The sequence below is a fragment of the bacterium genome (genome assembly GCA_016716565.1).
Taxonomy (GTDB): domain Bacteria; phylum Bacteroidota; class Ignavibacteria; order Ignavibacteriales; family Ignavibacteriaceae; genus IGN2.
This window is the reverse complement of sequence record JADJWC010000002.1, coordinates 622,210-647,796: the sequence shown is the minus strand read 5'-3', so window position 1 is coordinate 647,796 and position 25,587 is coordinate 622,210. Positions and strand designations below refer to the sequence as shown.

General features: G+C 33.6%; 22 protein-coding genes. 18 read left to right on the top strand and 4 right to left on the bottom strand.

From position 1 onward, the window contains the following. Nucleotides 1–88 precede the first annotated feature (88 nt). The 4 genes from dprA to IPM14_09720 form a co-directional block, all read right to left on the bottom strand. The gene (gene dprA / locus IPM14_09735) at nucleotides 89–1,210 is read right to left on the bottom strand and encodes a DNA-protecting protein DprA (protein ID MBK9098376.1); all 1,122 of its coding nucleotides are present in this window, start codon (nucleotides 1,208–1,210) and stop codon (nucleotides 89–91) included. Nucleotides 1,211–1,222: 12 nt separating this feature from the next. Further along, nucleotides 1,223–1,516, bottom strand: coding sequence for a EutN/CcmL family microcompartment protein (locus tag IPM14_09730; GenBank protein ID MBK9098375.1), 294 nt, complete (start codon nucleotides 1,514–1,516; stop codon nucleotides 1,223–1,225). Next, nucleotides 1,497–1,808, bottom strand: a complete 312-nt coding sequence (locus tag IPM14_09725; protein MBK9098374.1) for a hypothetical protein — start codon at nucleotides 1,806–1,808, stop codon at nucleotides 1,497–1,499. The genes IPM14_09730 and IPM14_09725 overlap by 20 nt, the downstream gene beginning before the upstream one ends. A gap of 139 nt (nucleotides 1,809–1,947) precedes the next feature. Further along, nucleotides 1,948–2,196 carry a hypothetical protein gene (locus IPM14_09720; protein MBK9098373.1) on the bottom strand — a complete coding sequence of 83 codons (249 nt, stop codon included), beginning with the start codon at nucleotides 2,194–2,196 and terminating at the stop codon, nucleotides 1,948–1,950. 443 nt (nucleotides 2,197–2,639) lie between these two features. On the opposite strand from IPM14_09720, the gene IPM14_09715 reads away from it, so the two are divergent. The 18 genes from IPM14_09715 (at nucleotide 2,640) to IPM14_09630 (ending at nucleotide 25,582) form a co-directional block, all read left to right on the top strand. Then, nucleotides 2,640–4,748: a T9SS type A sorting domain-containing protein gene (locus IPM14_09715; protein ID MBK9098372.1), complete on the top strand. Its 2,109-nt coding sequence runs from the start codon at nucleotides 2,640–2,642 to the stop codon at nucleotides 4,746–4,748. A 14-nt stretch (nucleotides 4,749–4,762) separates the two neighbouring features. Then, entirely contained in the window at nucleotides 4,763–6,052 is a 1,290-nt protein-coding gene (locus IPM14_09710) for a T9SS type A sorting domain-containing protein (protein ID MBK9098371.1), read from the top strand. Nucleotides 6,053–6,237: 185 nt separating this feature from the next. Further along, entirely contained in the window at nucleotides 6,238–7,473 is a 1,236-nt protein-coding gene (locus tag IPM14_09705) for a hypothetical protein (protein ID MBK9098370.1), read from the top strand. A 20-nt stretch (nucleotides 7,474–7,493) separates the two neighbouring features. After that, nucleotides 7,494–8,750, top strand: a complete 1,257-nt coding sequence (locus IPM14_09700; protein MBK9098369.1) for an oligosaccharide repeat unit polymerase — start codon at nucleotides 7,494–7,496, stop codon at nucleotides 8,748–8,750. Next, on the top strand, nucleotides 8,747–9,724 hold the full coding sequence (locus IPM14_09695) for a class I SAM-dependent methyltransferase (GenBank protein ID MBK9098368.1): 978 nt from the start codon (nucleotides 8,747–8,749) through the stop codon (nucleotides 9,722–9,724). The genes IPM14_09700 and IPM14_09695 overlap by 4 nt, the downstream gene beginning before the upstream one ends. 85 nt (nucleotides 9,725–9,809) lie before the next feature. Continuing rightward, nucleotides 9,810–11,282, top strand: a complete 1,473-nt coding sequence (locus tag IPM14_09690; GenBank protein ID MBK9098367.1) for a flippase — start codon at nucleotides 9,810–9,812, stop codon at nucleotides 11,280–11,282. 44 nt (nucleotides 11,283–11,326) lie between these two features. Next, entirely contained in the window at nucleotides 11,327–12,187 is an 861-nt protein-coding gene (locus IPM14_09685) for a glycosyltransferase family 2 protein (GenBank protein ID MBK9098366.1), read from the top strand. A gap of 37 nt (nucleotides 12,188–12,224) precedes the next feature. Beyond that, entirely contained in the window at nucleotides 12,225–13,046 is an 822-nt protein-coding gene (locus IPM14_09680) for a glycosyltransferase (protein MBK9098365.1), read from the top strand. Nucleotides 13,047–13,248: 202 nt separating this feature from the next. After that, on the top strand, nucleotides 13,249–14,343 hold the full coding sequence (locus IPM14_09675; protein ID MBK9098364.1) for a glycosyltransferase family 4 protein: 1,095 nt from the start codon (nucleotides 13,249–13,251) through the stop codon (nucleotides 14,341–14,343). A gap of 46 nt (nucleotides 14,344–14,389) precedes the next feature. Further along, entirely contained in the window at nucleotides 14,390–15,505 is a 1,116-nt protein-coding gene (locus IPM14_09670; protein MBK9098363.1) for a glycosyltransferase family 4 protein, read from the top strand. Nucleotides 15,506–15,672: 167 nt separating this feature from the next. After that, nucleotides 15,673–17,262 (top strand): radical SAM protein, encoded by a 1,590-nt coding sequence (locus IPM14_09665; GenBank protein ID MBK9098362.1) that lies wholly within the window; start codon nucleotides 15,673–15,675, stop codon nucleotides 17,260–17,262. Between the two features lie 159 nt (nucleotides 17,263–17,421). Beyond that, nucleotides 17,422–18,324 carry a glycosyltransferase family 2 protein gene (locus IPM14_09660; protein MBK9098361.1) on the top strand — a complete coding sequence of 301 codons (903 nt, stop codon included), beginning with the start codon at nucleotides 17,422–17,424 and terminating at the stop codon, nucleotides 18,322–18,324. Between the two features lie 386 nt (nucleotides 18,325–18,710). Further along, on the top strand, nucleotides 18,711–20,099 hold the full coding sequence (locus tag IPM14_09655; GenBank protein MBK9098360.1) for a flippase: 1,389 nt from the start codon (nucleotides 18,711–18,713) through the stop codon (nucleotides 20,097–20,099). Beyond that, a complete protein-coding gene (locus tag IPM14_09650) occupies nucleotides 20,075–21,034 on the top strand; it encodes a glycosyltransferase family 2 protein (protein MBK9098359.1) in 960 nt (319 codons plus the stop codon). Before IPM14_09655 ends, IPM14_09650 begins: the two co-directional genes overlap by 25 nt. Beyond that, nucleotides 21,031–22,233: a glycosyltransferase family 4 protein gene (locus tag IPM14_09645; protein ID MBK9098358.1), complete on the top strand. Its 1,203-nt coding sequence runs from the start codon at nucleotides 21,031–21,033 to the stop codon at nucleotides 22,231–22,233. Before IPM14_09650 ends, IPM14_09645 begins: the two co-directional genes overlap by 4 nt. A gap of 126 nt (nucleotides 22,234–22,359) precedes the next feature. Then, on the top strand, nucleotides 22,360–23,364 hold the full coding sequence (locus IPM14_09640; protein ID MBK9098357.1) for a glycosyltransferase family 2 protein: 1,005 nt from the start codon (nucleotides 22,360–22,362) through the stop codon (nucleotides 23,362–23,364). 30 nt (nucleotides 23,365–23,394) lie between these two features. Continuing rightward, complete coding sequence (locus tag IPM14_09635; protein MBK9098356.1) at nucleotides 23,395–24,798, top strand: sugar transferase; 1,404 nt, start codon at nucleotides 23,395–23,397, stop codon at nucleotides 24,796–24,798. Between the two features lie 67 nt (nucleotides 24,799–24,865). Further along, nucleotides 24,866–25,582, top strand: a complete 717-nt coding sequence (locus tag IPM14_09630) for a polyprenol monophosphomannose synthase (protein MBK9098355.1) — start codon at nucleotides 24,866–24,868, stop codon at nucleotides 25,580–25,582. The last annotated feature ends 5 nt before the right edge of the window (nucleotides 25,583–25,587 follow it).

The following is a 25,587-nucleotide window of genomic DNA, read 5'->3' as shown; positions in this document are numbered from 1 at the left end:
AAAGCAATCTTTCGTTTTTATCAAGTATGAGATCACTTCGCTTTACCCGTGATGAAAAACGACGTTTTTTGTAAACTAACTGGTACGGCTAAAGCAATGCAAACATTTTCCCCGGCAGCTGCTTTATCAATCCTTTAAATTCCAGCGAAAGTAAATTCACCAGACAATCGGAAGAAGATAGATTTGCAAGCGAAGCAATTTTATCAATGTGAAGCGGTTCTGAGTTCATCACGTTAATAATTTTTTCCTCGAAAAGGGTGATATCTATTTGCTGTTTCGGAATGTTTTTTCCAAGCACAGGTTTCAACTTAATTTCCAGTTCACTTATAACATCATCTGCCGAAGTAATTAATTTAGCTTCCCCTTTTTGAATCAATAGATTGGTTCCATCAGATTGTTTCACTCCAACATTTCCGGGCAGCGCAAAAACTTCTCTGTTCTGATCAAGTGCAAGTGCAGCAGTTTGCATTGCACCACCCTGGATTCCCGTTTCGATTACCACAACGCCCAAACTTAATCCTGAGATAATTCTGTTCCTTCTAGGAAAATTTTGTGCGTCTGGTTTTGTGCCGAGAGAAAATTCACTTATTACAGCTCCATTTTCAGAAATCTTTTCAAACAATTTCTTGTTTTCTGCAGGATAGATAATATCGAGTCCGCTTCCGATAATTGCAATTGTTCTTCCGCCAGATTTAACTGCAGCATTGTGTGCAATTGAATCGATACCTCTTGCCATTCCGCTGATTATAGTAATTCCTTGTTTGGAAAGTTCCATTGAAATCTTTTCTGTGTGCACTTTACCATAATTGGTTGGTTGTCTTGTTCCTACAATAGCAATGGAGTATTGATCACTTTCTGTAAGATCACCTAGAATGTAAAAAAGAATAGGAGGGTCATAAATCTTTTTCAGGATTGACGGATATTCCTGATCCCAGATAGTAACGATTTTACCGCCGAGTTTTTCTAGCTTCTTTAATTCTTTCTCTGTGAATTTTTCTGAGTCAACTCTTTCTTGCGAAGCTTTACGGATTCTTTTTGCGAGATTGGTGCTGATTCCTTCAACATTCATTAAGGATTGATAATCTGCTGAAAGAATATTTTTTGTATTTCTAAATTTTGCGAGAAGATTACGGAATTTACCGGGACCGATACCGTCAATCGATAAAAGTAAAAACAGATCAGTTAACTGTTCAAAACTTAGTTTACTCACTTTAAAGATGTTTTATTTTTTTGAAGTGTACTTTTCGTTCACATCGATTGAATCGACAACTGCAACAACAATCGAATGGACCGGAGCGTTTTTATGTCCGAGAATCTGCTGGACAGCTTTTCCTTCCTGAACCAGTAAAACAGTGTCACCGATTCCTGCATTAGCAACATCGATGGCAACAACATCATTATTACCAATGAAATTGTTTTTCAAATCGACAGGATGAACGAGCAATAATTTCTGTCCGACCAGATTGGAATTTTTCTGAGTTGAAACCAGGTTTCCCTTAACTTTTGCCAGGATCATTTTCGCTATCCTGCCTGTCCATCTGGGGAACTTGTTCCTTGTCTGATTTCTTTCTTAAAAAAATTGATAAAGGGAAAATGATAACGTATGCTATAAAAAGTAATATTGGCGAAATAACCAAAGAGGAGAAACTATCCCACGGTCCGATAGTCATAAAATAAAATCCAACAATCGTAACTATCAAACCTAAGACTAGCAGGTAATAATTCTTTTTCTCCCAATAAATATTGAATGGGGAAACAGAAGCTTTCTTTATTTGCTTGACAGTTTTCTTTCTGATTTTGGTTGCCATAATTACTCCTAAAAAAAATAAAAAGCCCAGCGATGGGGGACCACTGGGCTCGACTCTGTTACATCAAAGGGCAGGGGAGAACCCTTTGAAAGAGTCAGTTGAAATATAAAAATGATAAGTGCTATTTGTCAAGTATTTCTTATTTACTTATCTGGTATACAATTTTTCTGATTGTATCGAACTGCAGATAAGGATACTCTTCCCTGATTGCATCTATTGCATCGCCGGCACTTACCTTACCAGCCCTCAGGCTCTTGAATTTTTTACGAATCTGATAATCACGAACCGCTTTCTCATCAATTAGACCGTGAGCTTCCAATAACTCAAAGATCTCGTCACTAATTAACTCAGACAGAGGATTGTCAATTTTTGCTTTTATTTGGTTCATCTCAGCTTTCCTTTCTTTTTGTTAATGAATGTCTCTGCATTGTTACAGTATCGAACATTTAGAATAATTCCTCCGAGTTTTGTTCCTTTTAATTTAAAACTAAAAAACCGACCAGAGAAGTTCCCAAAAATCGGCGTAAATCTGCTACTCTGGTAATAAAAGTTCCTAAAAAATGTTTTTATTAAAAAAGTAGCAAATCGATCAATAAATTAAAATTTTCCTCAATTGTTGGTTCAAATATAAAAAAGAAAAATAAGAAATCAACAATTATTTTTTATCAAAATCGCAATAATTATAAAACATTAATGAGAAGCAAGGATGTAAAATACGCGAAAGGATTTCCTTGACATTGGAAATTATTTTGCTTTTGTTTTAATAGTAATTTTAGCAGATTATTTAGATAACTCAGATTACTCAATAAATTTTTTTTTTGGGGGGTTTTTTTGAAAAAAATATTTTACTCAATTTTGATCTCATTTCTCTTTCAACAATTTGTATTCTCACAAGAAGGCTGGTTTCAACAGAGTCCTTTTCCAACAGGTGAGATGTTGAATTCTGTCAAGTTTATCGAATTAACCGGCTGTGCAGTAGGTTATAATGGTACAATAGTAATAACTACAGATGGTGGAGAAACGTGGACAAAACAAGAGAGTGGGGTGAGCAGTACTTTAAATTCTATTTTTTTATATGATCAAAATGTTGGTTGGGCTGTTGGTGATGATGGTGTTGTTTTAAAGACGACTGATAGTGGTATTACTTGGTTAGATAAATCAACTAATTTTCTTAATAATTTAACTTCGGTTCATTTTACAGATAGCAATGTTGGTTATATAGTAGGTGAGAATGGTATTATTCTCAAGACAATTAATGGTGGTGATAATTGGATAAATCAAATGAGTAATACAAATTTTTGGCTATTCTCCGTTTATTTTATTGATCAAAATATAGGTTGGATTGTAGGAGATGATTATGGTCTTACAGGAATATTCCTTAAAACAACTGATGGCGGCACAAACTGGATAAATCAATCTGAGGGGATAACTACAGGATTATACTCGGTAAATTTTATTGATGAGTATAAAGGCTGGGTTGTTGGATATGCTGATAGTATTTACATGACATCTGATGGTGGAACAAGTTGGATTAGTCAATCAAGCGGTACTTACTCCTCTTTAATATCGATTGATTTTACAGATCAGAACTATGGATCGATTGTAGGGAATAATGGAACTATCCTTATTACAACTGATGGAGGGCTCCAATGGATTAATTCTTTAAGCGGTACTTTTTATCATTTAACGTCTGTTAATTTTATAAATCAGAATTCTGGTTGGGCAGTAGGTGAACTTGGAACCATCCTTAATACTACGGATGGGGGATTAAGCTGGAAGAATCAGGTGAAAGGGACTCAAGACTATCTAAACTCTGTTTGTTTTGTGGATGAGAATATCGGATGGACAGTTGGTGGTGAAATTCACAAGACTACTGATGGCGGTACGAACTGGATTACTCAACTACATTATATAGGTTCACAGTTTAATTCTATACAATTCATTGATGAAAATTTTGGTTGGACCGTAGGTGATAATGGAATAATCCTCAAGACGACCAATGGCGGTACTAATTGGATAGAACAGGCAAGAGATTCTTCCTATGGCTTGCTGAATGTAATTTTTTCTGATCAGAATAATGGCTGGGCTACAGGTATTTATTATTTGAGTGGTTCTACTCATATAGTGCTGAAAACCACCGATGGAGGAACAAGTTGGATAGAGCAAGATGTAGGAATTGAGGAGCTAATATGGTCAATTTATTTTGTGGATCAATATACAGGATGGCTTGTTGGTGAAAACGGTACTATTTTAAAGACAACTGACGGTGGTGATAATTGGACTTCTCAATCTAGTGGTACTTCTGATTTTTTAATTTCTGTGCATTTTGTTAACATTAATATGGGGTGGATTCTGGGAGAAAATAATACAATTCTTAATACAACTGATGGTGGTGATAGCTGGGCAGTTCAGTCATATTTCGGGTTTCAATTATATGACATATATTTTGTGGATCAATATAACGGCTGGATATCCGGTTTTGGAGGGCAAATTCTTAGAACGTCAGATGGTGGAATTAACTGGGCGAACCAATCAAGCGGTGTAGACAATTTTTTATCCTCAATTTATTTTATAGATTCAACTACAGGATGGACTGTGGGTGAGCAAGGAATAATACTTCATACCACTGATGGTGGAGGTATCACATTTAATGAAGATAACGAAATAAAAATACCAACCGAGCTTAGTTTATCCCAAAACTACCCCAACCCATTCAACCCAACTACAATAATTACTTATGAAATCCCAAAGACAGAATTTGTTACACTTAAAGTTTATGACATTCTCGGTAGAGAAGTTGCAACTTTAGTTAACGAAGAAAAACCAGCAAGCAGCTATGAAGTTCAGTTCAATGCAAGCGGACTGACAAGTGGAATCTATTTCTACCAGTTAAATACCGGTAATAATTCTGAAACAAAAAAGATGATTCTCCTCAAATAAATATAAGTTCAATTATGAAAAAAATGATCGTTTCTTTCTTAGTTTTATTTCTTTTGGTAATAACTTCATACGCACAAGAGGGTTGGTTGTTTCAAAATTCACAATCTACTAATTACCTATGGTCTGTCCAATTCACAGACGATTTAACAGGATGGGTTGTTGGGGAAGATAACACTATACTTAAAACCACTGACGCTGGAAATAGTTGGATAAATCAACAAGTAGCTGCGAATATTTTTTTAAAAGATGTACATTTCATTGAAAATAGTTATGGCTGGATTGTAGGTACCGAAGGAACATTTCCGAATGACACAGCAATTATTCTAAGAACGACAAACGAAGGTGTAAATTGGACAAAGAATTTGATTGGTGATAGTCTTATGTTGGAATCCGTTTACTTTGTAAGTCAAAATACTGGATGGGTTGTTGGTACTTTTGGACTAGAATGGCCAGATATTTTCGGAATAATTTTAAAAACGACAGATGGAGGTTCAACTTGGGTAAAAAATTACAATAGTGATACAACTTCAGAATTTTTTGATATCTATTTTTTGGATCAGAACACAGGGTGGGTTGTTGGTAGAGATGGAAAGATTCTTAAAACTACAGATAGTGGCACAAACTGGACAGATCACTCAATTTCCGCACACGCTTTAAAATCAATATTTTTTATTGATCAAAATGACGGGTGGGCAGTTGGTGGATTTGGTGGACTAGGTCTATTAGCCAAGACAACAAATGGAGGAATAGACTGGTCTATACAGACTCTTGCAAATACTGCATGGTTGCAATCAGTCTATTTTGTGGATGAAAAAATAGGTTGGGCAGTAGGTAATGTTGGAATAATATTAAATTCTGTTGATGGAGGTATCAATTGGACATTCCAACAAAGTGGAACCTATTCGTGGTTATATTCAGTTTGGTTTGTAGATGAATTAAATGGTTGGGCAGTTGGTAGAGCAGGTACAATATTGCATACTTCGGATGGTGGTGTAAGTTTTATTGGAATTGATGAAAATAAATTATCAAAAGATTATTCATTGTCTCAAAACTTCCCCAACCCATTCAACCCATCGACGACAATTGCTTATCAAATTCCACAAACAGGATTTGTTACACTGAAAGTGTATGACATTCTTGGAAGAGAAGTTGCAACAATAGTTAACGAAGAAAAACCGGCGGGTAGTTATGAGGTTGAATTTAATCCAGCATTAAGTATCAAGAATCCAGCATCTGGGATTTATTTCTATCAGCTTCAAGCGGGTAATTACTCTGAAACAAAGAAAATGATTTTGCTACAATAATATTATGAGTCATCGAAAAGCCTGAGCTTAATAAACAAAAGGAAATTAAATCCCCTACATTTTTACAATTCTTAAACTATCGTTAGAAAAAGCTGATAGCGACATCTAATAATGTTGCTATAACAATTATAAAAACAGTAACTTTGGACGTTTTTTATAATAATTCATCACAAAACCGAAAATCAATGGATACAAAAGAGACTCAAGCAAATATTCCCGGCAATGGCGATTATAAAGTTGGTCATTCCTTAATTGAATTCCTGGTAGTTTTAGTTAAATACAGATGGTTTTTGATTTTATTCATCTTAATTATTACGGCTGGAGCCACAACGTATGCGCTATTGGCTACTAAGTGGTATAAATCTTCCGCTTCTGTTCTACCAGCAGAGAAAACCGACTTTCTTGGATCAATAGGAGGGCTCTCATCCATAGTAAAAAGTTTTTCTCCTAGCAAAGGTTTAGCGGCTTTAACCGGAACTTCAGAAACAGATCGTTATATAGCAATTTTAAAAAGTGCAACATTAACAGATGATGTTATAAAAAGATTCAAGATCATAGAAGAATATGAAATGGAGGATGCGTATTACGAAAATGTTGTAAAGGCTTTTAATAATAATCTGGAAATAGATGTTGCTGATGAAGGTAATTTGGTTGTTACTGTTTACGACAAAGATCCGCAAAAAGCCGCAGACATTGCAAATTACATGATAGCTAAGCTGAATGAAATGAATACTGAGTTGAGTGTGACGAATGCAAAAGCAAATCGTGAATTTATCGAGAAAAGGTATAATGAAAATATTACTTTAATTGATTCGCTTGAAAATCAGATGAAAAACTTTCTCGAAAAATATGGAGTGATTGCAGTTCCCGAACAGCTTGAAGCAACTGTAAATGCAATGGCTGATATTTACGCTCAGCTTGCGCAGAAGGAGATCGAGTTGAATGTAATGAAACGAACATACGGCAAAGACAGTCCTTTGACTATGAAAGCGGAGATTGCATTAGAAGAAACTAAAAGAAAAATCGAGATGATAATTTCCGGGCAAGGGCTATCAGAAGATGGAGTTAATTTATTAATCCCGTTTAAAAAAGCACCGGGATTAGGTTATAAATACTTCAAAATTTACCGGGACCTGGAAATTCAATATAAGATACTTGAGTTGGTTCAGCCTATGTATGAGCAAGCCAAGGTTGAAGAATTTCGAAACACGCCTTCGGTTTTAATTTTGGACTATGCTGGACCAGCTGATAGAAAGGCTCGTCCTAAAGGTTCCCTTTATTTTGTAATATCATTTTTTGCTTCAACATTCTTTGGTTTGTTAATAGTCTTTTCTCTGGAAGGATTGAAGAAAATAAAATCGATTGCACCGGATCAATATGAGTATATGAAATCCTCTCTAAGATTTCGAAAGAAAATTTAAAGCATATAATCTGATTAATTATGCCCGTTATTAGTTTTGTATGCCTTTTAGCTTTCTCATTAATCCTGATTGTTGCTTTTAAAAAAAAAGCAGACTTACTTTCCCCCGGAAGAGTCTTTCTCCTTTTATGGTTACTGATTTTTGGATTAGTGGAATTAAAATTTAGCAGACTCCAATCCGAATGGGAATTGTTCGATTGGGTAATGGTATTATTAAGCTTACTAACTTTCCTGATTGGGATTTACATTTCCTATATAATAAATTTAGATAAACCCTTCCTCCCGGTATCGGCAATAAGATTGAAGTTTAGAGAATTAGAAATAAATGAACCAAGACTATTCTATTTTATTATTGTTTATTTTTTACTCTGTTTGGCTAGTTTTATAGCTGAGTGGCAGATTGAGGGATACATCCCTCTATTTACTTCCAGGCCTGATTCTGCCAGGGTAATGTTTGGTGTATACGGTCTTCATTATATTGTCAGCAGCATTAATGTTGTGCTATTCTTAATAATCCAATACTTCATTTTCGTAAAATCAAATTTTACTAAAAAATCTGTTCTGGTTTTAATTTTTATTTTGTCACTTGGAAATTATATTCTATTCGTTCAACGCTTTGGTTTATTTATTTTGTTTATGATGGCATTTTGTCTGTACTATTATTCCGGTAAGAAGATTAGAATCAGAACATTAATTTTATTTTTCGCTGCTCTTTCAGGTTTAATAATCGGAATTCAATCAATCAGAGCTACTCAATTATTCTCAACTTACATATATGTGAACTCAGAGATGAAATTTTCTCCGAAGTATTTGGATTTTACGCTTCCTTATATGTATTTGAGTATGAACATTGAAAATTTTGTAAAATATTATTCCCACATTCAGAATCATTCGTTTGGTTTCTTCACTTTTGAATATTTAATTGAAGCATCGACAATAAGAAAATGGTTTATAGATTATTACAACTTCAATAGGATTGAAAATTATATCGGTGGATATAATACTTACCCATTTTTCTGGACATACTATCTTGACTTTGGTATTGCTGGATTAGCATTAATGCCATTTATAATTGGATTCATCTTTTCAGAGATTTATTACTTCTTCCATAGAAATCCTACTTTAGTAATGTTAGCTCTGGTCTCAATTGTATTCGCAGTAATTATGATTTCTTTTAACTCCGATGCATTGTCAAGGTTGGATACTGTATTACCATTTACTGTAATAGTATTGGCTCAATTTATATTTATAAAAAAAAGTAAGGTGCTTCAAGAATGAATCTGTCAAATATTTGCAGAGTATGTGCAAGTAGCAATACACAAACTGTTTTCAAGAATTATCCTGGTTATGTAGAAGGAAGTGTTTTTAATATTTTCAAATGCAATGATTGTGACTGTCATTTTGTACTAATAGAAGAATCGACAAAAAGAATATATGATATTATTTATTCGTCAATAAATTCAGCTGGTTATGATAGATATTATCTTTATGCGGCTTTGGTAAAAGTTGTAGATGATCCATTAAAATTTTTAGCTTGCCTTGAATCAACATACTACCCAGTTTATAACTATCTAAAGAATAAAAGCAAGTTAAATATACTTGAAGTAGGATGTAGTTATGGATATTTAAGCTATGCTATTAAAAAAAGACAATTTCATATAAAAGCTATTGATATTGCTTCTACTCCAATAAAATTTGCCAGAGAAAATTTTGGAGATTTTTTTTACAATGCTGATATAAAAGAATATGCAAAACGATACAATGAGAAGTTTGATTTAATTATTGCGACAGAAGTGATAGAGCATCTTGAAAATCCGTTCGAATTTTTAAAAGATTGCAAAAAAATATTAAACCAGGATGGTAAAATTCTTCTTACAACACCAAATAAAGATTACTCAAAGTCTGATTCTATTTGGCAGACTGATCTGCCACCGGTTCACTTAATCTGGTTCAGTAAGAGAGGAATTCACGCTCTTGCAGAAAAACTTGGGTTCAAAGTATCTTTTGAAGATTTTTCAAAGCATTACCCTAAATTTGATAACAAACTATACAAATATTTTAGTAATCTTAAAGAAGAATTACAAAAACCGGCTCTGACAAAGAGTGGATTCCCTATAATCAAATTAGAGTCACGTTTAAAGAAACTTTCTCTATTTGTATTTAATAGGCTACCCTTCATTCGCTTTCCGTCAAATCTCATTTATAACACAATGAATGGTGATGAAAATACTCTGGGGATATTGCTAGAATAATTTGAATACAAATTAATGAATATGCTCTCACTTATAACTAAACTATGCAATTGCCTAAATCAAATCTAAATCCTATGAGAAATTAATGTATGGTGGAAAAACTATAGCAAAAAATTCCATATATAATTTAATAGGTTACAGCGTTCCAATAATTACTGCTTTAATATTTATCCCTATACTAATAAATGGATTAGGCGAAGAAAAATTTGGTTTGTTAAATTTAGCCTGGATGATAATAGGCTACTTTAGCTTTTTTGATTTCGGTATTGGTAAGGCTCTAACTAAAATTACAGCTGAGAAAATCGGTTCAAATCAAAATGATCAAATTCCAGTGATTTTCTGGACATCTTTGCTATCGATGTTGATTGTTAGTGTGATGGTAGCAATTTGTTTAATCTTTTTTGTTCCCTCCATTACAGAGCTTTTCAATATAAGTGATGCTGTCAAACCTGAAGCACTTGATACATTTTATATTTTAGTTGTTGCGATTCCAATTGTATCAACTACAGCTGGTCTTCGAGGGGTTTTAGAAGCTTATCTTCAATTCGGGATAATTAATGTAATTAGAATTCTACTAGGCATTTTTACTTTCCTAGGCCCTGTCGCCTGTTTATTATTTACAAATAGTCTATTCTGGATGGTAGTAGTCCTGATTATAGTTAGAATAATTCTTTGGCTTTGGTACCTATTACTTTGCACAAAAATCAACCCTGAAATAAAAATTCAAATCAAAATAAACTTCAATATAATCCGCCCGGTAATTAAATTCAGTGCTTGGACCAGTTTGGTGAATGTTATCGGTCCTATAATTCTGTATTCAGATAGATTTCTCATAGGTGTTTTAATTTCTGCTTCAGCGATTACCTACTATGCTGTCTCGTATGAAACCGTCTCAAAATTGTTATTAATTTCAAGTGCATTAGTAAGTGTTTTATTCCCGATTTTTTCATCGAGCTATATAAATAACCCGGAAGAGTCAAAAAAAATATTTTTAAGAGGAATTAAGTTTATTTTTTTAATACTATATCCTTTCATAGTAATAATAGTTACATTTGCTTATAATGGAATAGAACTGTGGTTGGGTAAAAATTATGCGGACAATAGTTCTACGATTCTGCAATTTTTAAGTATTGGTATACTTTTTAATAGTCTTTCTTCAATCCCAAATAATTTTTTCCAGGGTACTGGAAACCCGAAAATTCCCGCATTAATAGCTCTAGTAGAATTTCCTTTTTATATAACCGCACTATGGTTTGCGATTAACTATTGGGGGATTGTTGGCGCATCGATCACTTATATGGTTGCAGCTGCAACGGATGCTGTGATAATGTATTCCGTTGCAAAAAAGAATTTCAAAATAACATTTGGGTCAAAGTTTTATCTTTTGGTCTTTTTTCTAATGATAATAATCTTATTTATACCATTCTTCATTAATTCTCTACAATATAAGATTATTTTTGCTCTTATAATTCTCTCGTCATTTATCATACTGGGTTGGAAATATTTTCTTACCGAGGATGAAAGACTTTTCTTTAAATCAAGGTTTAAAAATGTTTAACAGATGTAAGTCTTGGATATTATAGGAATAAATTAAGATATTAAATGGTAAGGATAGCAGCAGTAGTAATTTTGTTTAATCCGGATAAAAATATTCTGGATAATATTAATTCATACATTAACCAGGTTGAAAAAGTTATTATTGTTGACAATTCTGAATTTTCAAACGAAGGTTTTCTAACAAATGCTTCTTTTAAAAACTTTGAATATATTTTTAATAATTCTAATATAGGTGTTGCTGGTGCATTAAATATAGGTGCCCAAAAGGCTATAGATCAAGGTTTTGATTTCTTATTAACGATGGATCAGGATAGCAAGGCAGATGATGGAATGGTTAATGAACTTTTAAATTTAATTCAGTCTTCAGATAGGATAGGGATTGTTTCTGCTGAACATTTTGATAAAGATATTCAGTATCAGCCTAAGCCAGAGAATTTATATAATAAAAATGTGCTCTCAACTATTACCAGTGGAAATCTTCTTTGTCTGAATGCGTATAAAAATGTAGGCGGTTTTCTGAATCAATTATTTATTGATCATGTAGATCATGAGTATTGTTTGAGGCTGAATAAAAACAATTATAAAGTTATTAAAACCAACAAAGTTTTAGTATTTCACAAACTAGGTAATTCAAGTCGGAAAAAATTTTTTCGGTGGATATTCTATCCCAGTAATCATTCTCCCTTGAGATTATATTACCGCACCCGCAACCGTCTTTTTGTGGATAACTTATACAGAAAATCATTTCCCGAATATATAAAAAGAGACAGGAGAAATTTTATAAGAGAGTTATTTGAGATTATTGCTTTTGAAAGGAATGTTTGGGTAAAGATCAGGATGATTTTACTGGGTTATATTGATTATAAAAAAAACCATTTTGGAAAATATTTGAATGCAGATCATTAATCGAGACAATCTAAAGACGGTTTGTGGAGTAACTGTGTTGTTTAATCCAGAAAAAGCTGTCATTGAAAATATTAATAGCTACTTAGATCAAACTGATCATTTATATGTAATAGACAACTCAGAAAGTGTTTCAGATTTTGTAAAAGTATATTATGAAAAAAATAAGAAAGTAGAATATATTTTTAATAACAATAATATTGGAATAGCCGCAGCATTAAATATCGCTGCCCAAAAATCACTAGCACTCGGGTTTCAATATTTGCTTACTATGGATCAGGACAGTAAAGCTCCTTTAAATTTAGTAAGTTCTTGTGTTTCTATTTTTGAAGGAAGCAATAATGTAGGCCTAGTTACGCCAATACATGGAAATAAATACGGTACTCATATTAAACCTGTAGTTAGTAAAACTGAAAAAGTGACAATGGCCATGACTTCCGGAAATCTGATTTCCTTGGATGTTTATAAAAGGGTAGGTGGTTTTGATGAAGATTTTTTCCTTGATTACATGGATATTGAGTATTGTTTTAAATTGCATTTGCATCACTACGATTTGATTCGAATAAATGATTTAGTTCTTGATCATAATGAAGCAGACCTTACTGAGATTAGTATATTTAAGAAAAAAGTCCATCCGCACAACCATAAACCTTTTAGGTGGTATTATAAAACCAGAAATATGTTTCTGCTAAGAAAAAAATATAAAAATATTTTTCCGGAACTATTTAGTATTGAATTTAATTCATATTTACGGATGATAGCTCGACTGATTTTATTTGAAAAATATAAAATTCGGAAAATCAAAATGATTCTATTAGGGTGGTGGGATTATTTGAACAACAAAAAGGGAAAAAAATTCTAAAAAGCGATGTATATAATTACTATTTTTAATGTAATTCTAAGTTCCATAAATATTTTTACTGATATTATTTACACGGATTGATAGTAGAATGACAAAATTACTTTTGGTAAAGCAGTCTAAATATGATTTCTTTTTCATCTCATTATCAATACATTATTGAATTTTCATCTACAATAAACAGAAATGAATGTGAGTTGTGTTGATGAAGAGTAGCCCTATAAATGTTCTAATTGACGAAGGAAGATCTGCTGTTGGTAAACCGACAGGTATAGGCCTACAAGCAATAAATCTACATAAACATTTAAAAAAATATTGTAACTGTAAAATTTCCAATTACGAAGCATTGAAAATTCTACCCAAAGGAATAAGAAAATTCAGCATGGATGCCTTAAGGAATATTCTAGCTTTGTTTCAAAAATATGATATTGTTCATTATCAAGATAATTATGCAACTCTATTTAGTGGTAAAAGCAGAAGGATTGTCACAGTACACGACTTGGGAGTTTTTTTGTTTCCCGAAACAGTTCCATTTATTTATGTAAAATATAATCAGCATTCCATTAAAAAAGTCGCTCAAAGAGCAGATTGTATTATTACCCCTACAGAAGCTATTCGGAGAGAGTTTCTTGAAATGTTTCCAAGTACTAATCCTGCAAAAATTGTATTCTGCAATGATGGAATCAGAGATGTATTTTGGAATTATGAAGGTTCGAAAAAAGTACTTATAGATAAATTTAATATTCAACCATACACATATTTTTTCTTTCTCGGCAGTTTGTCTAGAAGAAAGAATCTAAAATTTACTTTAGAATCTTTTATAGAAGCGAAGAGTAAAAATCAAATTGATAAAAATACATTAATGGTTCTTGGTGGACAAAAATGGTGGGGCGCTGGTGATTTGAAACATTTATTGCGTGATGATTTAGGTATAAAAACACTGGGATATTTAAACGATCAGGATATTGTTACACTCTATAAATACAGCAAATCTTTTGTATTTCCATCATTATACGAAGGATTTGGAATGCCGATTATTGAAGCGATGAGTCAAAATACCCCGATTATTATCTCAAATATTCCTACAAGCAAGGAGTTAAACTCAAAGCATAATAATCAAATGTTTTGCTTCGAATTAGATGATAAAGCAAGCCTTATTGAAAAGTTTGCAGAACTGGATAAAAATCATTCTTTAATAAGAGAAAATCTGAATTACGGCGATATCTCAATTTATAATTTTGACAATATTGCCAGAGAGCACTTTAAGATTTATTGCAAAGTTTTGGAAGAAGCAATTTGATTATCAATTTAGTAACTAATATTTTCAGAAATATTTGACTATAGACATGCGAATCGGTATAGACGCCAGACTGTTAAGTGGAAATATGACTGGCATTTCAAGATATCTTTGGAATGTATTAAAATATATCCCTGAATTCGATAAAAAAAATAAATATTTTCTGTATTTACATGATGAAGTAGTCCTAAAAAATAGCTTTTACAATTATGTAAATGTTCCTAAAAGCAAACTTCCTAAGCAGGTTTATTCTCATTATTGGTTAAACTTTGTTTTGCCGAAATCATTAGAAAAAAATAAAATTGATTTATTTTTTACTCCATACGTTTTAGTTCCAGTTAAAAAATCACTTCGCAAAAATGTAATTGTCATTCACGATGTTATGACAAAGGCCTGCCCTCAGTTTTTTACAGCTTATTATAAAAAGTATATGAACGTTATTGTTCCGCAGTCAATAAAAAGAGCAGATGCTATTGTAACGGTTTCCCAATCGGCAAAAAATGACATAGTTAAATTTTATGATGTTCATCCTGACAAAATTACAGTTACGCACATATGGACAGATGAAAAATATAAACCAATGCAGTTGAATAGAGAAGAAACAGAATTAGTCAAAAAGAAATACAATCTTCCGGAGAAGTTTATTTTATATGTTGGGGCAATTGAAGAAAGAAAAAATATATCAGGGATATTAAAAGTCTCTGATATATTAAAATCTAGAAACGAAGAAATAAAAATAGTCTTGGTGGGAAATAAGGGATTCGGATTCGAAAAATTGTCTGAAGAGATGAAGCAAAGGAATGACAGAATTATTCACATCGACTATATTTCAGAAGAAGATTTACCTTCTATATATAATTTAGCTGAGATATTTCTATTCCCATCTTTCTATGAGGGATTTGGTCTACCTCCGCTCGAAGCAATGAAATGTGGATTACCCGTTTTAGCCGGGAAAAATTCTGCGCTTGTTGAGGTAGTTAATGAAGGCGGGCAGTTGATTGATTCCGACGATTATGATTCTTTTGCGGACAGCATAATTTTATTAAATGATAATAATTTTTATGAGGAGATGAAACATAAGGCTCTCAAGCAAGCTGAAAAGTTTAGAGCAGAAAATGAAATTGTAAAACTTATCAATTTATTTAATTCTTTAGGCATTGTCTGATAATAGGTGTTGATTTAATGTATTGTGTTTATATCAAATAAAAGTAACTTGTCTTTAACTATTTACCATAGTAACTTCTGATCAGAAAATTTTGCAAATATCAATTAATTGTAATTTCCTATATAAGATATTTGTTAATAATTAAAACTAAGTGAGGTTTTTAATCTATGAATATTGCCTTCATAAATCCCCCGTTTTTCCCTAAATATTCAAGGGGATCGAGAAGTCCTGCTGTAACCAAAAGTGGAACAGTTTACTATCCCATTTGGTTAGCTCTCGCTGCAGGAGTAGCGGAAAAAAATGGTCATAAAATTACGCTTATAGACGTACCTGCTGAAGACATCTCAGTTGAAGAAACGATGAACCGGCTCTCCCAATTTAATCCACGGATGGCCGTAATCGAAACAAGTACAGGAAGTATTAGCAGCGATATAAGGTTTGCAGAAGAAGTAAAAAAGAAATTTGATAACGTATTTATATGTTTAGTTGGCAACCATGTTACTGCAGTCGATAAAGAGACTCTAAATAGCTCAAGCTTAATAGATGCGATTGCCAGAAATGAATACGAAGCGACAATTGTTGAATTGGCCGAAAGACTTGAAAAAAATGAAAATCTGGACAGTGTTCTTTCGCTAACATGGAGAAATGGAAATGAAATTGTTGCAAATGCGCATCGTCCTGCATTAACACAGGAAGATCTGGATGCGATGCCGTTCGCAAGTGAAATATTTAAAAGATTTTGTAATCCTCGTGACTACTTCTTCGCAGCTGGCCGCTATCCGCAGATGATGGTTTATACCGGAAGAGGATGTCCGTACCTTTGCACCTGGTGCGTGTATCCACAAAATTTTTACGGACATACATATCGTCATCGCTCTCCTAAGAGTATCGCTGCAGAATTTAAATACATCGAAGAAAATTTTCCTGAAGTAGTGGAAATAACAATTGAAGATGATACGTATACAGTATTTAAAAAACATACGATTGAAGTCTGTAAGCTTCTTATTGAACAAAAGAACAAACTAACCTGGACTTGTAATGTAAGAGCCGATCTTGATGAAGAAACAATGCGCTGGATGAAAAAAGCCGGCTGTCGTCTGGTGATAGTAGGATTTGAAAGTGGTTCAAATGAAATCTTGAAGTTGATGAAAAAAGGTGTTCGGGTTGAGCAATTCACTGCTGCTGAGAATGCAAGAAAAGTTGGATTGTTAATTCATGCCTGTTATATGATGGGGAATAGAGGTGAAACTTTACAAACGATGAACGAAACTCTTACCTTAGCCAAGAGACTTAATACTGATACTGCTCAATTCTTTCCACTGATGTTGTATCCTGGAACCGAGGCTTACGACTGGGCAAAGAAAGAAGGATTAATTACTGCAAAAACATGGGATGATTGGTTAACTCCGAATGGATTGCACAATACAGTTGTTGGAACCCACGATCTTTCAGCTCAAGAAATTGTCGATTTCTGTAATTATGCAAGAAGAGAATATTACTTAAGGCCTGCATATTTCTCAATGAAAGCGAAAAACATAATCAGACATCCATCAGAACTTAAAAGAACATTAAAAGCTTTTCTCACTTTTTACAAGCACCTTTTTAGTAGAGAGTCCAAAGCCAACACAGATAAGTTTAAGACTCGATTATCATACGACAAAGATGTAACAACTGAAATAGATGAGGAAAAAGGTTTGAATAATGTTGTTAAAAAATCTTCTGAGGCCACAGTAATTCAGAAAGAACCTGTATTATAGATTTCTGTAAATAAAGAATCTTAATTCTGACAAGTTCAGTAAGCTTTCAAATTCATACTAGATTTGGATGACTTTCTTTCCTCATTGCAGTTATCATTACAGTGCCAATCAAAATTTAAAATTGATTTATATATTTAGCCTTACTATTTATAATATTTATTGATACAAGTGGAACTTTACATTGCGGCCATATTTTGGTTTGCTGTCTTACTCCTTCTTTATGCATATCTGTTCTATCCTTTTTCGCTTAGGATATTTAATCTTTTTAAATCCAGAACATCTGCTTCGGATCAAGATAATTTACCGTCAATTTCAATTTTAATCGCAGCCTACAATGAAGAAAAAGTTATAGCTGAGAGGATAGAGAATATTAAGAACCTCAACTATGATTTTAGCAAGCTGGAATTGATCATTGGATCAGATTGTTCTTCAGATCGAACAAGTGAGATAGTACAGAGTAAGAGCGAAGACTATAGCTGGTTGAAATGTGTAAATTTTGAGCAGCGAAGAGGAAAAGCTGCCGTGCTAAATGATCTGTGTAAAACAGCTAAGAATGATATACTTGTTTTTAGTGACGCCAATACTAAATTTCACAAAGATGCGCTTGTTAAGTTAGTATCTGAATTTGCTGATCAAAAAGTGGGTGGTGTGTGCGGCCGTTTGGTTTTGGAAGAGCCCGCAGATGATTTCGATAAAACCAACCGGGAAAGATTGTATTGGCAGTATGAAACGCAGCTAAAAAAACTTGAAGGTAATCTGGGTACACTCATCGCAGCAAACGGTGGTATTTATGCGATAAGGAAAAAACTGTTCACTGAATTTCCAGTTCAAGTTGCTATAACTGATGATTTGTTTCAGACGTTAGCCGTACTTCAACAGGGTTTTCAGTTTTTATACAGATATGATGCTATAGCAGTTGAGGAGGTATCGAAAGAAATTATAACCGAATTCAGAAGAAAAGTCCGGTTCGCAACGACAAATTTTCAAACTCTGAAATATTTCGGGGTCTTCTCATCCCTAAAAAGATACTTTTATCGTATGCTTTTTTTTCACACAAAGTGATACGCTGGTTCGTACCTCTGCTTATGATATTTTTGCTGATTACAAATGCTTTGTTAATCGACTATCAATATTTTTATAAAATCATTTTCTATTTTCAAATCGGATTTTATGTATCTGCTCTAGTGGGATTTATTCTTAATAAATTGAAAATTAATATTTCAGTATTTAGTATCATCTACTATTATGTATTCACTAACCTGGCATTGCTTATTGGACTATATAAATTTCTGATGAGGAAGCAGGTATATATTTGGAACTCAACCCCAAGATAGAATATGATAAAATCCCTATTTAATTCCATCTGCAACCATTTAACCTAACCCATGCAGCCAACCTCCAAAGTGACCAGTAACGTCACTGCAATATTTCTCGGTAGGGGAGCAGAGATGCTCATTACTCTTGTTTCGGTTACACTGATTGCACGTAATCTCGGTGTTGAGCAGTATGGTTTGTTCTCCTCGATTGTTGCATTGACTGTTTTGGTTTCTAAGTTTATCGATATAGGTTTTGGCCCGATTGTTTTCAGGGAAACTTCAAAGAAAGATTCAACTTCTGACTTACTTAACACGGCATTTAGTCTGCGAATAATTTTACTTCTGGGATTATTTCTCGTTTACAATACTTTTGCTCTCATTACAAAACTTGACCATCGGGAGTTGTTACTCTCCAATATTCTTTTCCTGAACATTATCTTCTCTTCAAAATACATGAACTTCCGTGAATTACTGGAAGTCTTGTTCAAGGTGAATCTGAATATGTTCAGTGTAATGTTGTTCAATACCATCGATAGTATTGCATTGCTAATATTTGTTTTTTTGATGCCTTATATTGGTGGAGGACTTGAATATTTAGTAATAGTTTATGTTATTGCAAACGTGCCGGGATTTCTGCTTCTCGTAATTTCTCTTCGGAAGAAATATCACTATAAGTTTAGTTTTTCTTTCCAGCAGGGAGTCTGGCTGATTAAGGAAGCTTTTCCACTATTTGGAACCGTTATACTCACAACCGCATTCCAGCAGCTTGATGTTTTGCTGTTACGGAGTCTCGATTCTGAGTATTCAGTTGGATTGTATTCAGCAGCTTTGCGTCTAACAGTTCCGTTAGGAATAATTCCTCAGGCTTTGATCACTACAATTTTTCCATTGATTGTACGCGGAAGAGAAACCGGAAGTGCAAGCACAATGCCAGCGACAAGACTTGTTTACAAAATTTTATTTCTTTTTTCTTTTTCGATTTCATTTATAATTACTTTCAAAGCGGAATATATCATCAAGCTGATATTCGGCGGCGAATACTCTGATGCATACTTACCGATGACGATTTTATTCTGGTCGATATTGTTTACTTACTTCAATACATTTACTTTGAACTTACTGACGGTTTACAACAAACAAAAGTATAACTTCTTTGCCACGATGCTTATAGTTGCTGTTCAGATATTACTGGTAATTATTTTGACTCCGATATACTCTTATTCAGGTGTGGCAATTGCACGTGTAGCTGCCGGAGCCGCAGGAACAATATTCTTCATTTTTATTTTGAGGGGAATCGGAATTGAGTTCAATTTCTTTTCAATCCGGGTCGTAAAATGGCTGGTCCCACTCGTCACAGGAGTTTTACTGTTGTCGTTAGTTCCTTTTTACGCATACTTGCCTCTGACTTTAATTCTGACACTGATTCTTACAATTAAAATAAAATATTTTTCTGACGAGGAAGTTAATCTTCTGCTCAGAGCAATCAATTATGATTCATGGAAGAGCAAGTTCAAAAATTAGAAATAGATGTTTCGATAATTATAATTAATTACTATTCGACTGAATTACTTGAAGGTTGTCTCGATTCAATTTTTAAGTATATGAATAAAATCAACTCTGAGATAATTATTGTTGATAATGGCTCGGTTGCAGGTGATCTTGAAAATCTTTTATCGAAATATTCCGGGGTAAAATTAGTAACGAATCAATCAAACAAAGGTTTTGGTGCTGCAAATAACCAGGGAGCAGAACTCGCAAAAGGAAAGTATTTATTGTTTCTGAATAATGATACAATAATTCAGGAAAATTCAATTAAGAAAGTCTTTGATTATGCAAATTCAATTTCTGGTGAAAATATTATCGGTTGCCGACTTTTAAATGAAGATGGCTCTATTCAGAAATCCGTATTTGATTTTCCCACATTAGTCAATGTATTCACTTCCAACTTTTTTTTGTATTTACTCTTCCCGAAATCAAAACATTTCAACAAATATCATCTGATAAATAAAGGAATTAACAGTATCACTGACGTTGAGGTTGTAACAGGTGCATTTCTTTTTATAACAAAAAATATTTTCAAAAAACTGGGCGGCTTCGATGAAAGATTTTTCTTTTATATGGATGAAACAGATTTATGTTATCGGCACAAACAGAATAAAGAGAAAGTAATTTACTATCCTGAAACTTCAGTTATTCACCTGAAAGGAAAATCAGCGAAAGGTGAATCCTGGTTTAAGAATAAATATCAGTCAATCTCTACAATTAAATTTTTTCAAAAGCATTTTTCCACAATGAAATTTATTCTGGCGATATTTTTTCATTATTCGGGATTAATGCTCCGCATTCCGATTTTTTTAATCGGTGGAATCTTATTGATGAAAAAGGATTTAGTGAAAAGAAGTTTCTACTATCTCCGAATAATTTTTATATATCCGGCTAACGAGTTTAAAAGTTGAGCATTACTGCAGTGCAAAGAAGTAAAAATATTCTGATGATATCGCAGGCTTTATTTCCGCCTGATATCAGATTGGAAAAAGAAATAAAAAGCTTATCTGAGGCTGGTTATAATGTTTTGGTAGTTTGTAATCAATACGATAAAAATCTAAAACTGGATTTTAAGTATTGTAAAATAAACCGAGTCAATGCTTTATTCAATTCGATAAAACTAAATCGCATCATTAATTTCCCGATCTTTTTTAATCCACGTTACCTGATTAAAATTTTTACTTCTGTCATCCGCTTTAAACCTGGATTCATTCATGCTCATGATTTACCAATGGTACCTCTGGCCTTGTTTTTCGGAAAGTTGTTCGGACTTCCTGTAATTTTTGATATGCACGAAAATTATCCCGAAGCGTTGAAGGCTTTTGGTAAAACAGGATTGATAAATTTTCTTTTTAAAAATTATAATGCAGCAATGTGGCTTGAAAAATTCTGCATCAAATATTCTGACGCAATTATTACTGTTGTGCAGGAAAACTCCGATCGACTTGTTAAGCAAGGTGTTTCACCAAAGAAAATTTATCTGGTTTCCAACACTGTTGATCTCGAAACTTTTGCCAGAGAGCCAATCGATGAAAGAATTATTGAAAAGTACGGAAATGATATTATTCTGCTTTATGCGGGATATGTTACACCGGAAAGAGGTCTGGATGTAGTTGTTAGAGGTATGAGTTTTCTGAAAGAGAATATTCCAAATGCAAAACTCCTGATTGTTGGGAATGGAATAACTGTTCCATCATTAAAAAAGATTTCTGAAGAACTTGTACTCAATAATTACGTTGAATTTATAGAATGGCCCGGTCATGATAAACTCGCATCATATTTCAGCACGACGAAGATTTTTGTCAGTCCGCAGCCGGAGTGTGAATTCTGGAATACAACAATTCCGCACAAACTGTTTGAGTATATGTCCAAGTCAAAACCAGTTCTTGCTGCTGATTCAAAAGCGATAAAAAGAGTAATTGAAGAAAGCAAATGTGGCTTGATTTACCAAACAGGAAATGCAGAAAGTTTTGCTGAAAAAGCAGTTGAAATTTTATCATCAGATATTCCATTTGGTCAGAATGGAGTGAACGCCGTTCAGGAAAAGTATAATTGGGCAACTGATTCGAAAGAATTAATTAGACTCTATTCAGATTTTAGCCTGCGATAGGCATAGAAATTTGCAATTTTTTCTGTTTCAGAATACATATTTTTGAACTCCGGTTGTCCCGGATTAATTAGAATTAAATGCAGTCATTTTCAAGTAGAAACAGTGTGTCGTTGAAATAATATTTTTATGTCAGAAACATCTTCTAAAAAATTCAGGTTCTCAATTGTAATACCCACTTACAACGAACAGGATAATATCACAAATTGTCTGGATTCGATACTTAATCAAAATTATGATCGTAGTTTAATTGATATTGTGATTGTCGACGGTCATTCATCCGACAAAACCATTGAGAAAATAAAAGGTTATCAGGAAAGATTTCCCAGAATATCACTTCTTGAAAACCCGGTTAGAAAAACTCCGACTTCTTTAAACATCGGAATAAAAGAAGCTAAAGGAGAAATAATAATAATTCTTGGTGCACATGCCTCGATTGACAAAGATTTTATTTTCTATAACAATAAATACTTGAACGAGTATGATCTGAAAGTGACCGGTGGAACACAGATAAATCTTGGTTTCAACTTAACACAAAAGGCAATCGGCTGGGCAATGGAAAATCCGTTCGGGATTGGAAGTGCACCATATCGATGGAGCAGGAAGGAACAGTTTGTCGATACAGTTGTTTATGCTGCCTACAGAAGAGAGTTGTTTGATGAGATAGGATACTTTGAAGAAAATTTTTCCATTGCAGAAGATGCTGAATTAAATTGGAGAGTCAGGAAAGCCGGGCATAAAATATTTTTCTCGCCGAATATTAAAAGTTATTATCACCCGCGGAAAACTGTAAAAAAATTCATTCAGCAGATGTTCAGGTACGGAATTTTAAGAGTGCATATGTTCAAGAAACATAAATCGGCAGTTAAGATAACTCACATTGTTCCGCCTGCATTTGTACTTACGTTAATTTTACTTTTGATATTCACCTTGTTATCCATTTTATCACCAATATACCTGATAGTTGTTCTTGCTTTTTATTTTTTTATGAATCTCCTGAGTGTTTCAATTAAAGCAACAAAGGAGAATTATAAATTTATTCCTTTGATATCTTTATTAATATTTGCATTACATTTTTCATGGGGATTAGGTTTTATTGTTGGCCTGATTCTGCCAAGATCAAAAAAGTGGTAATCAATTTCTGATTTAAACATTTAATAAATTTTGAATATACGAACACAGAAAATATTAATCCTGCTTGCAGACTTTATCTTTATAAACATAGCATGGATTGTATATTATTATATCCGAATAGAAACCGGCTGGTTCAAAGTATTGATAATGCCGGAAATGTACATTCCGATGCTGGTCGTTTACCTTTACTGGCTGATCATCTTCACTTTTTTCGGAATGTACCGTACCTGGTTTGCAGCTTCACGCTTCGATGAAATATCAACTCTGTTTAAGACAACATTTGTAGGAATTTTTATTTTATTCTTTCTGATATTCATCAGCGATTACCTTGAAGGGGCAGAGTCAAGTATCAGGATTCTTATATTCATTTACTGGGCCTTCCTCTTCACTTTTGTTTCTATCGGAAGATTGCTGATCAGAAGTTTCCAGAGGGGGCTTTTAATAAAAGGAATCGGTCGAAGAACTGCTGTAATTATTGGGTTTAATCCCAAAGGCCAGGAAGTTCACGATCAAATTCTTGAGCATCCTGCTTTAGGTCTTGATGTAGGCGCATACATTGCAGTTCATCCTGAAAATGTCGGAAAAAATTATAAGGATGTGAAAGTAGTTGATACTTTTGATAATCTGTTAGATATAATTGATAATTTAAATGCTTCTGAAATAATCATCGCGCTTGAAAAAGAGAATCACGATCTTCTTGTCGATATAATATCGAGAGTTGAGAACAGGGGAATAGGATTAAAAATTGTTCCTGATCTATATGAAATTCTAAGCGGTCAAGCGAGAACTTCCCAGCTTTACGGTATTCCTCTCATCGATATAATGCCAGAGCTGATGCCTGAATGGGAAAAAAGATTAAAACGGATTTCTGATGTTCTCATTTCATTATTAATTCTTTTGATAACATTACCGCTTAACGTTCTTGTTGCAATTGCGATTAAACTGGACAGCAAAGGTTCCATTCTTTTCAAGCAAGATAGGATTGGAATGAATGGCCGGGAATTCAAAATTTATAAATTTCGTTCTATGTATAAGGATGCTGAGAAACATACCGGACCAGTTTGGTCAACCAAAGATGACCCAAGAGTTACTCGTGTTGGAAAAATTATGCGGAAGCTCAGGATTGATGAAATACCTCAGTTCTTTAATGTGCTTAAAGGCGAAATGAGTTTGGTTGGTCCCAGACCAGAAAGACCGTACTTCGTTGAAATGCTTTCTGAACAATTACCTTACTACAAACGACGATTGAAAGTACGACCGGGAATAACCGGTTGGGCACAGGTAAAACACAAGTATGATGAAAGTATTGAAGATGTAAAAGTTAAATTGCGTTATGATCTTTTCTATATTGAAAATATGTCGCTTAGAATGGACCTTAAAATTCTTGCCCGGACTGTTCTTGTAGTTTTATTCGGGAAAGGACATTACAGTTGAGGCATTTTATTCGTGAAACCTGCCTGACAGCAGTCAGGTTCGTGGCAGTTAATTGTTAAATTCCAATATGAAAACATTAATTATTATCCCCACATATAACGAGCTGGAAAATTTACCAAAGCTTTTACCTGTCGTTCTCTCGAAGGATAGTTCAATCAATGTTCTTATTGTGGACGATAATTCACCCGATGGCACTGCCTCGTTTGTTGAGAATGAAATGAAGAACAATGAACGCATTCATCTTATCAAACGATCATCAAAGCAAGGTCTTGGGACGGCATATATTGCCGGATTCAAATACGCACTTCAAAACGGCTTCGATTTGATTTTCGAAATGGATGCTGATTTCTCTCACGATCCGAATGAAATTCCGAGATTCCTCGAAGAAATTAAAAATTCAGACTTAGTTCTCGGCAGCAGATATATAACCGGCGTAAATGTAATTAACTGGCCGATGCGAAGATTGTTGCTAAGCTGGTTTGCAAATTTTTACACACGTGTAATTACAGGAATGTCAGTTCACGATGCTACCGGAGGATACAAATGTTTCAGGAAAGAAGTTCTTCAAGCAATTGATCTTGATAAAGTAACTTCCAATGGTTATGCATTCCAGATTGAAATGACTTTCAAAGCTTGGAAAAAAGGATTCCGTATAAAAGAAATACCGATCATCTTCGTTGACCGGGTTAAAGGAAAATCAAAGATGTCGAAAAAGATTGTTCGTGAAGCTGTTACGATGGTGTGGAAGCTTAGATTAAAAAGTATTTTCGGATTGTTGAAGTAGGATTT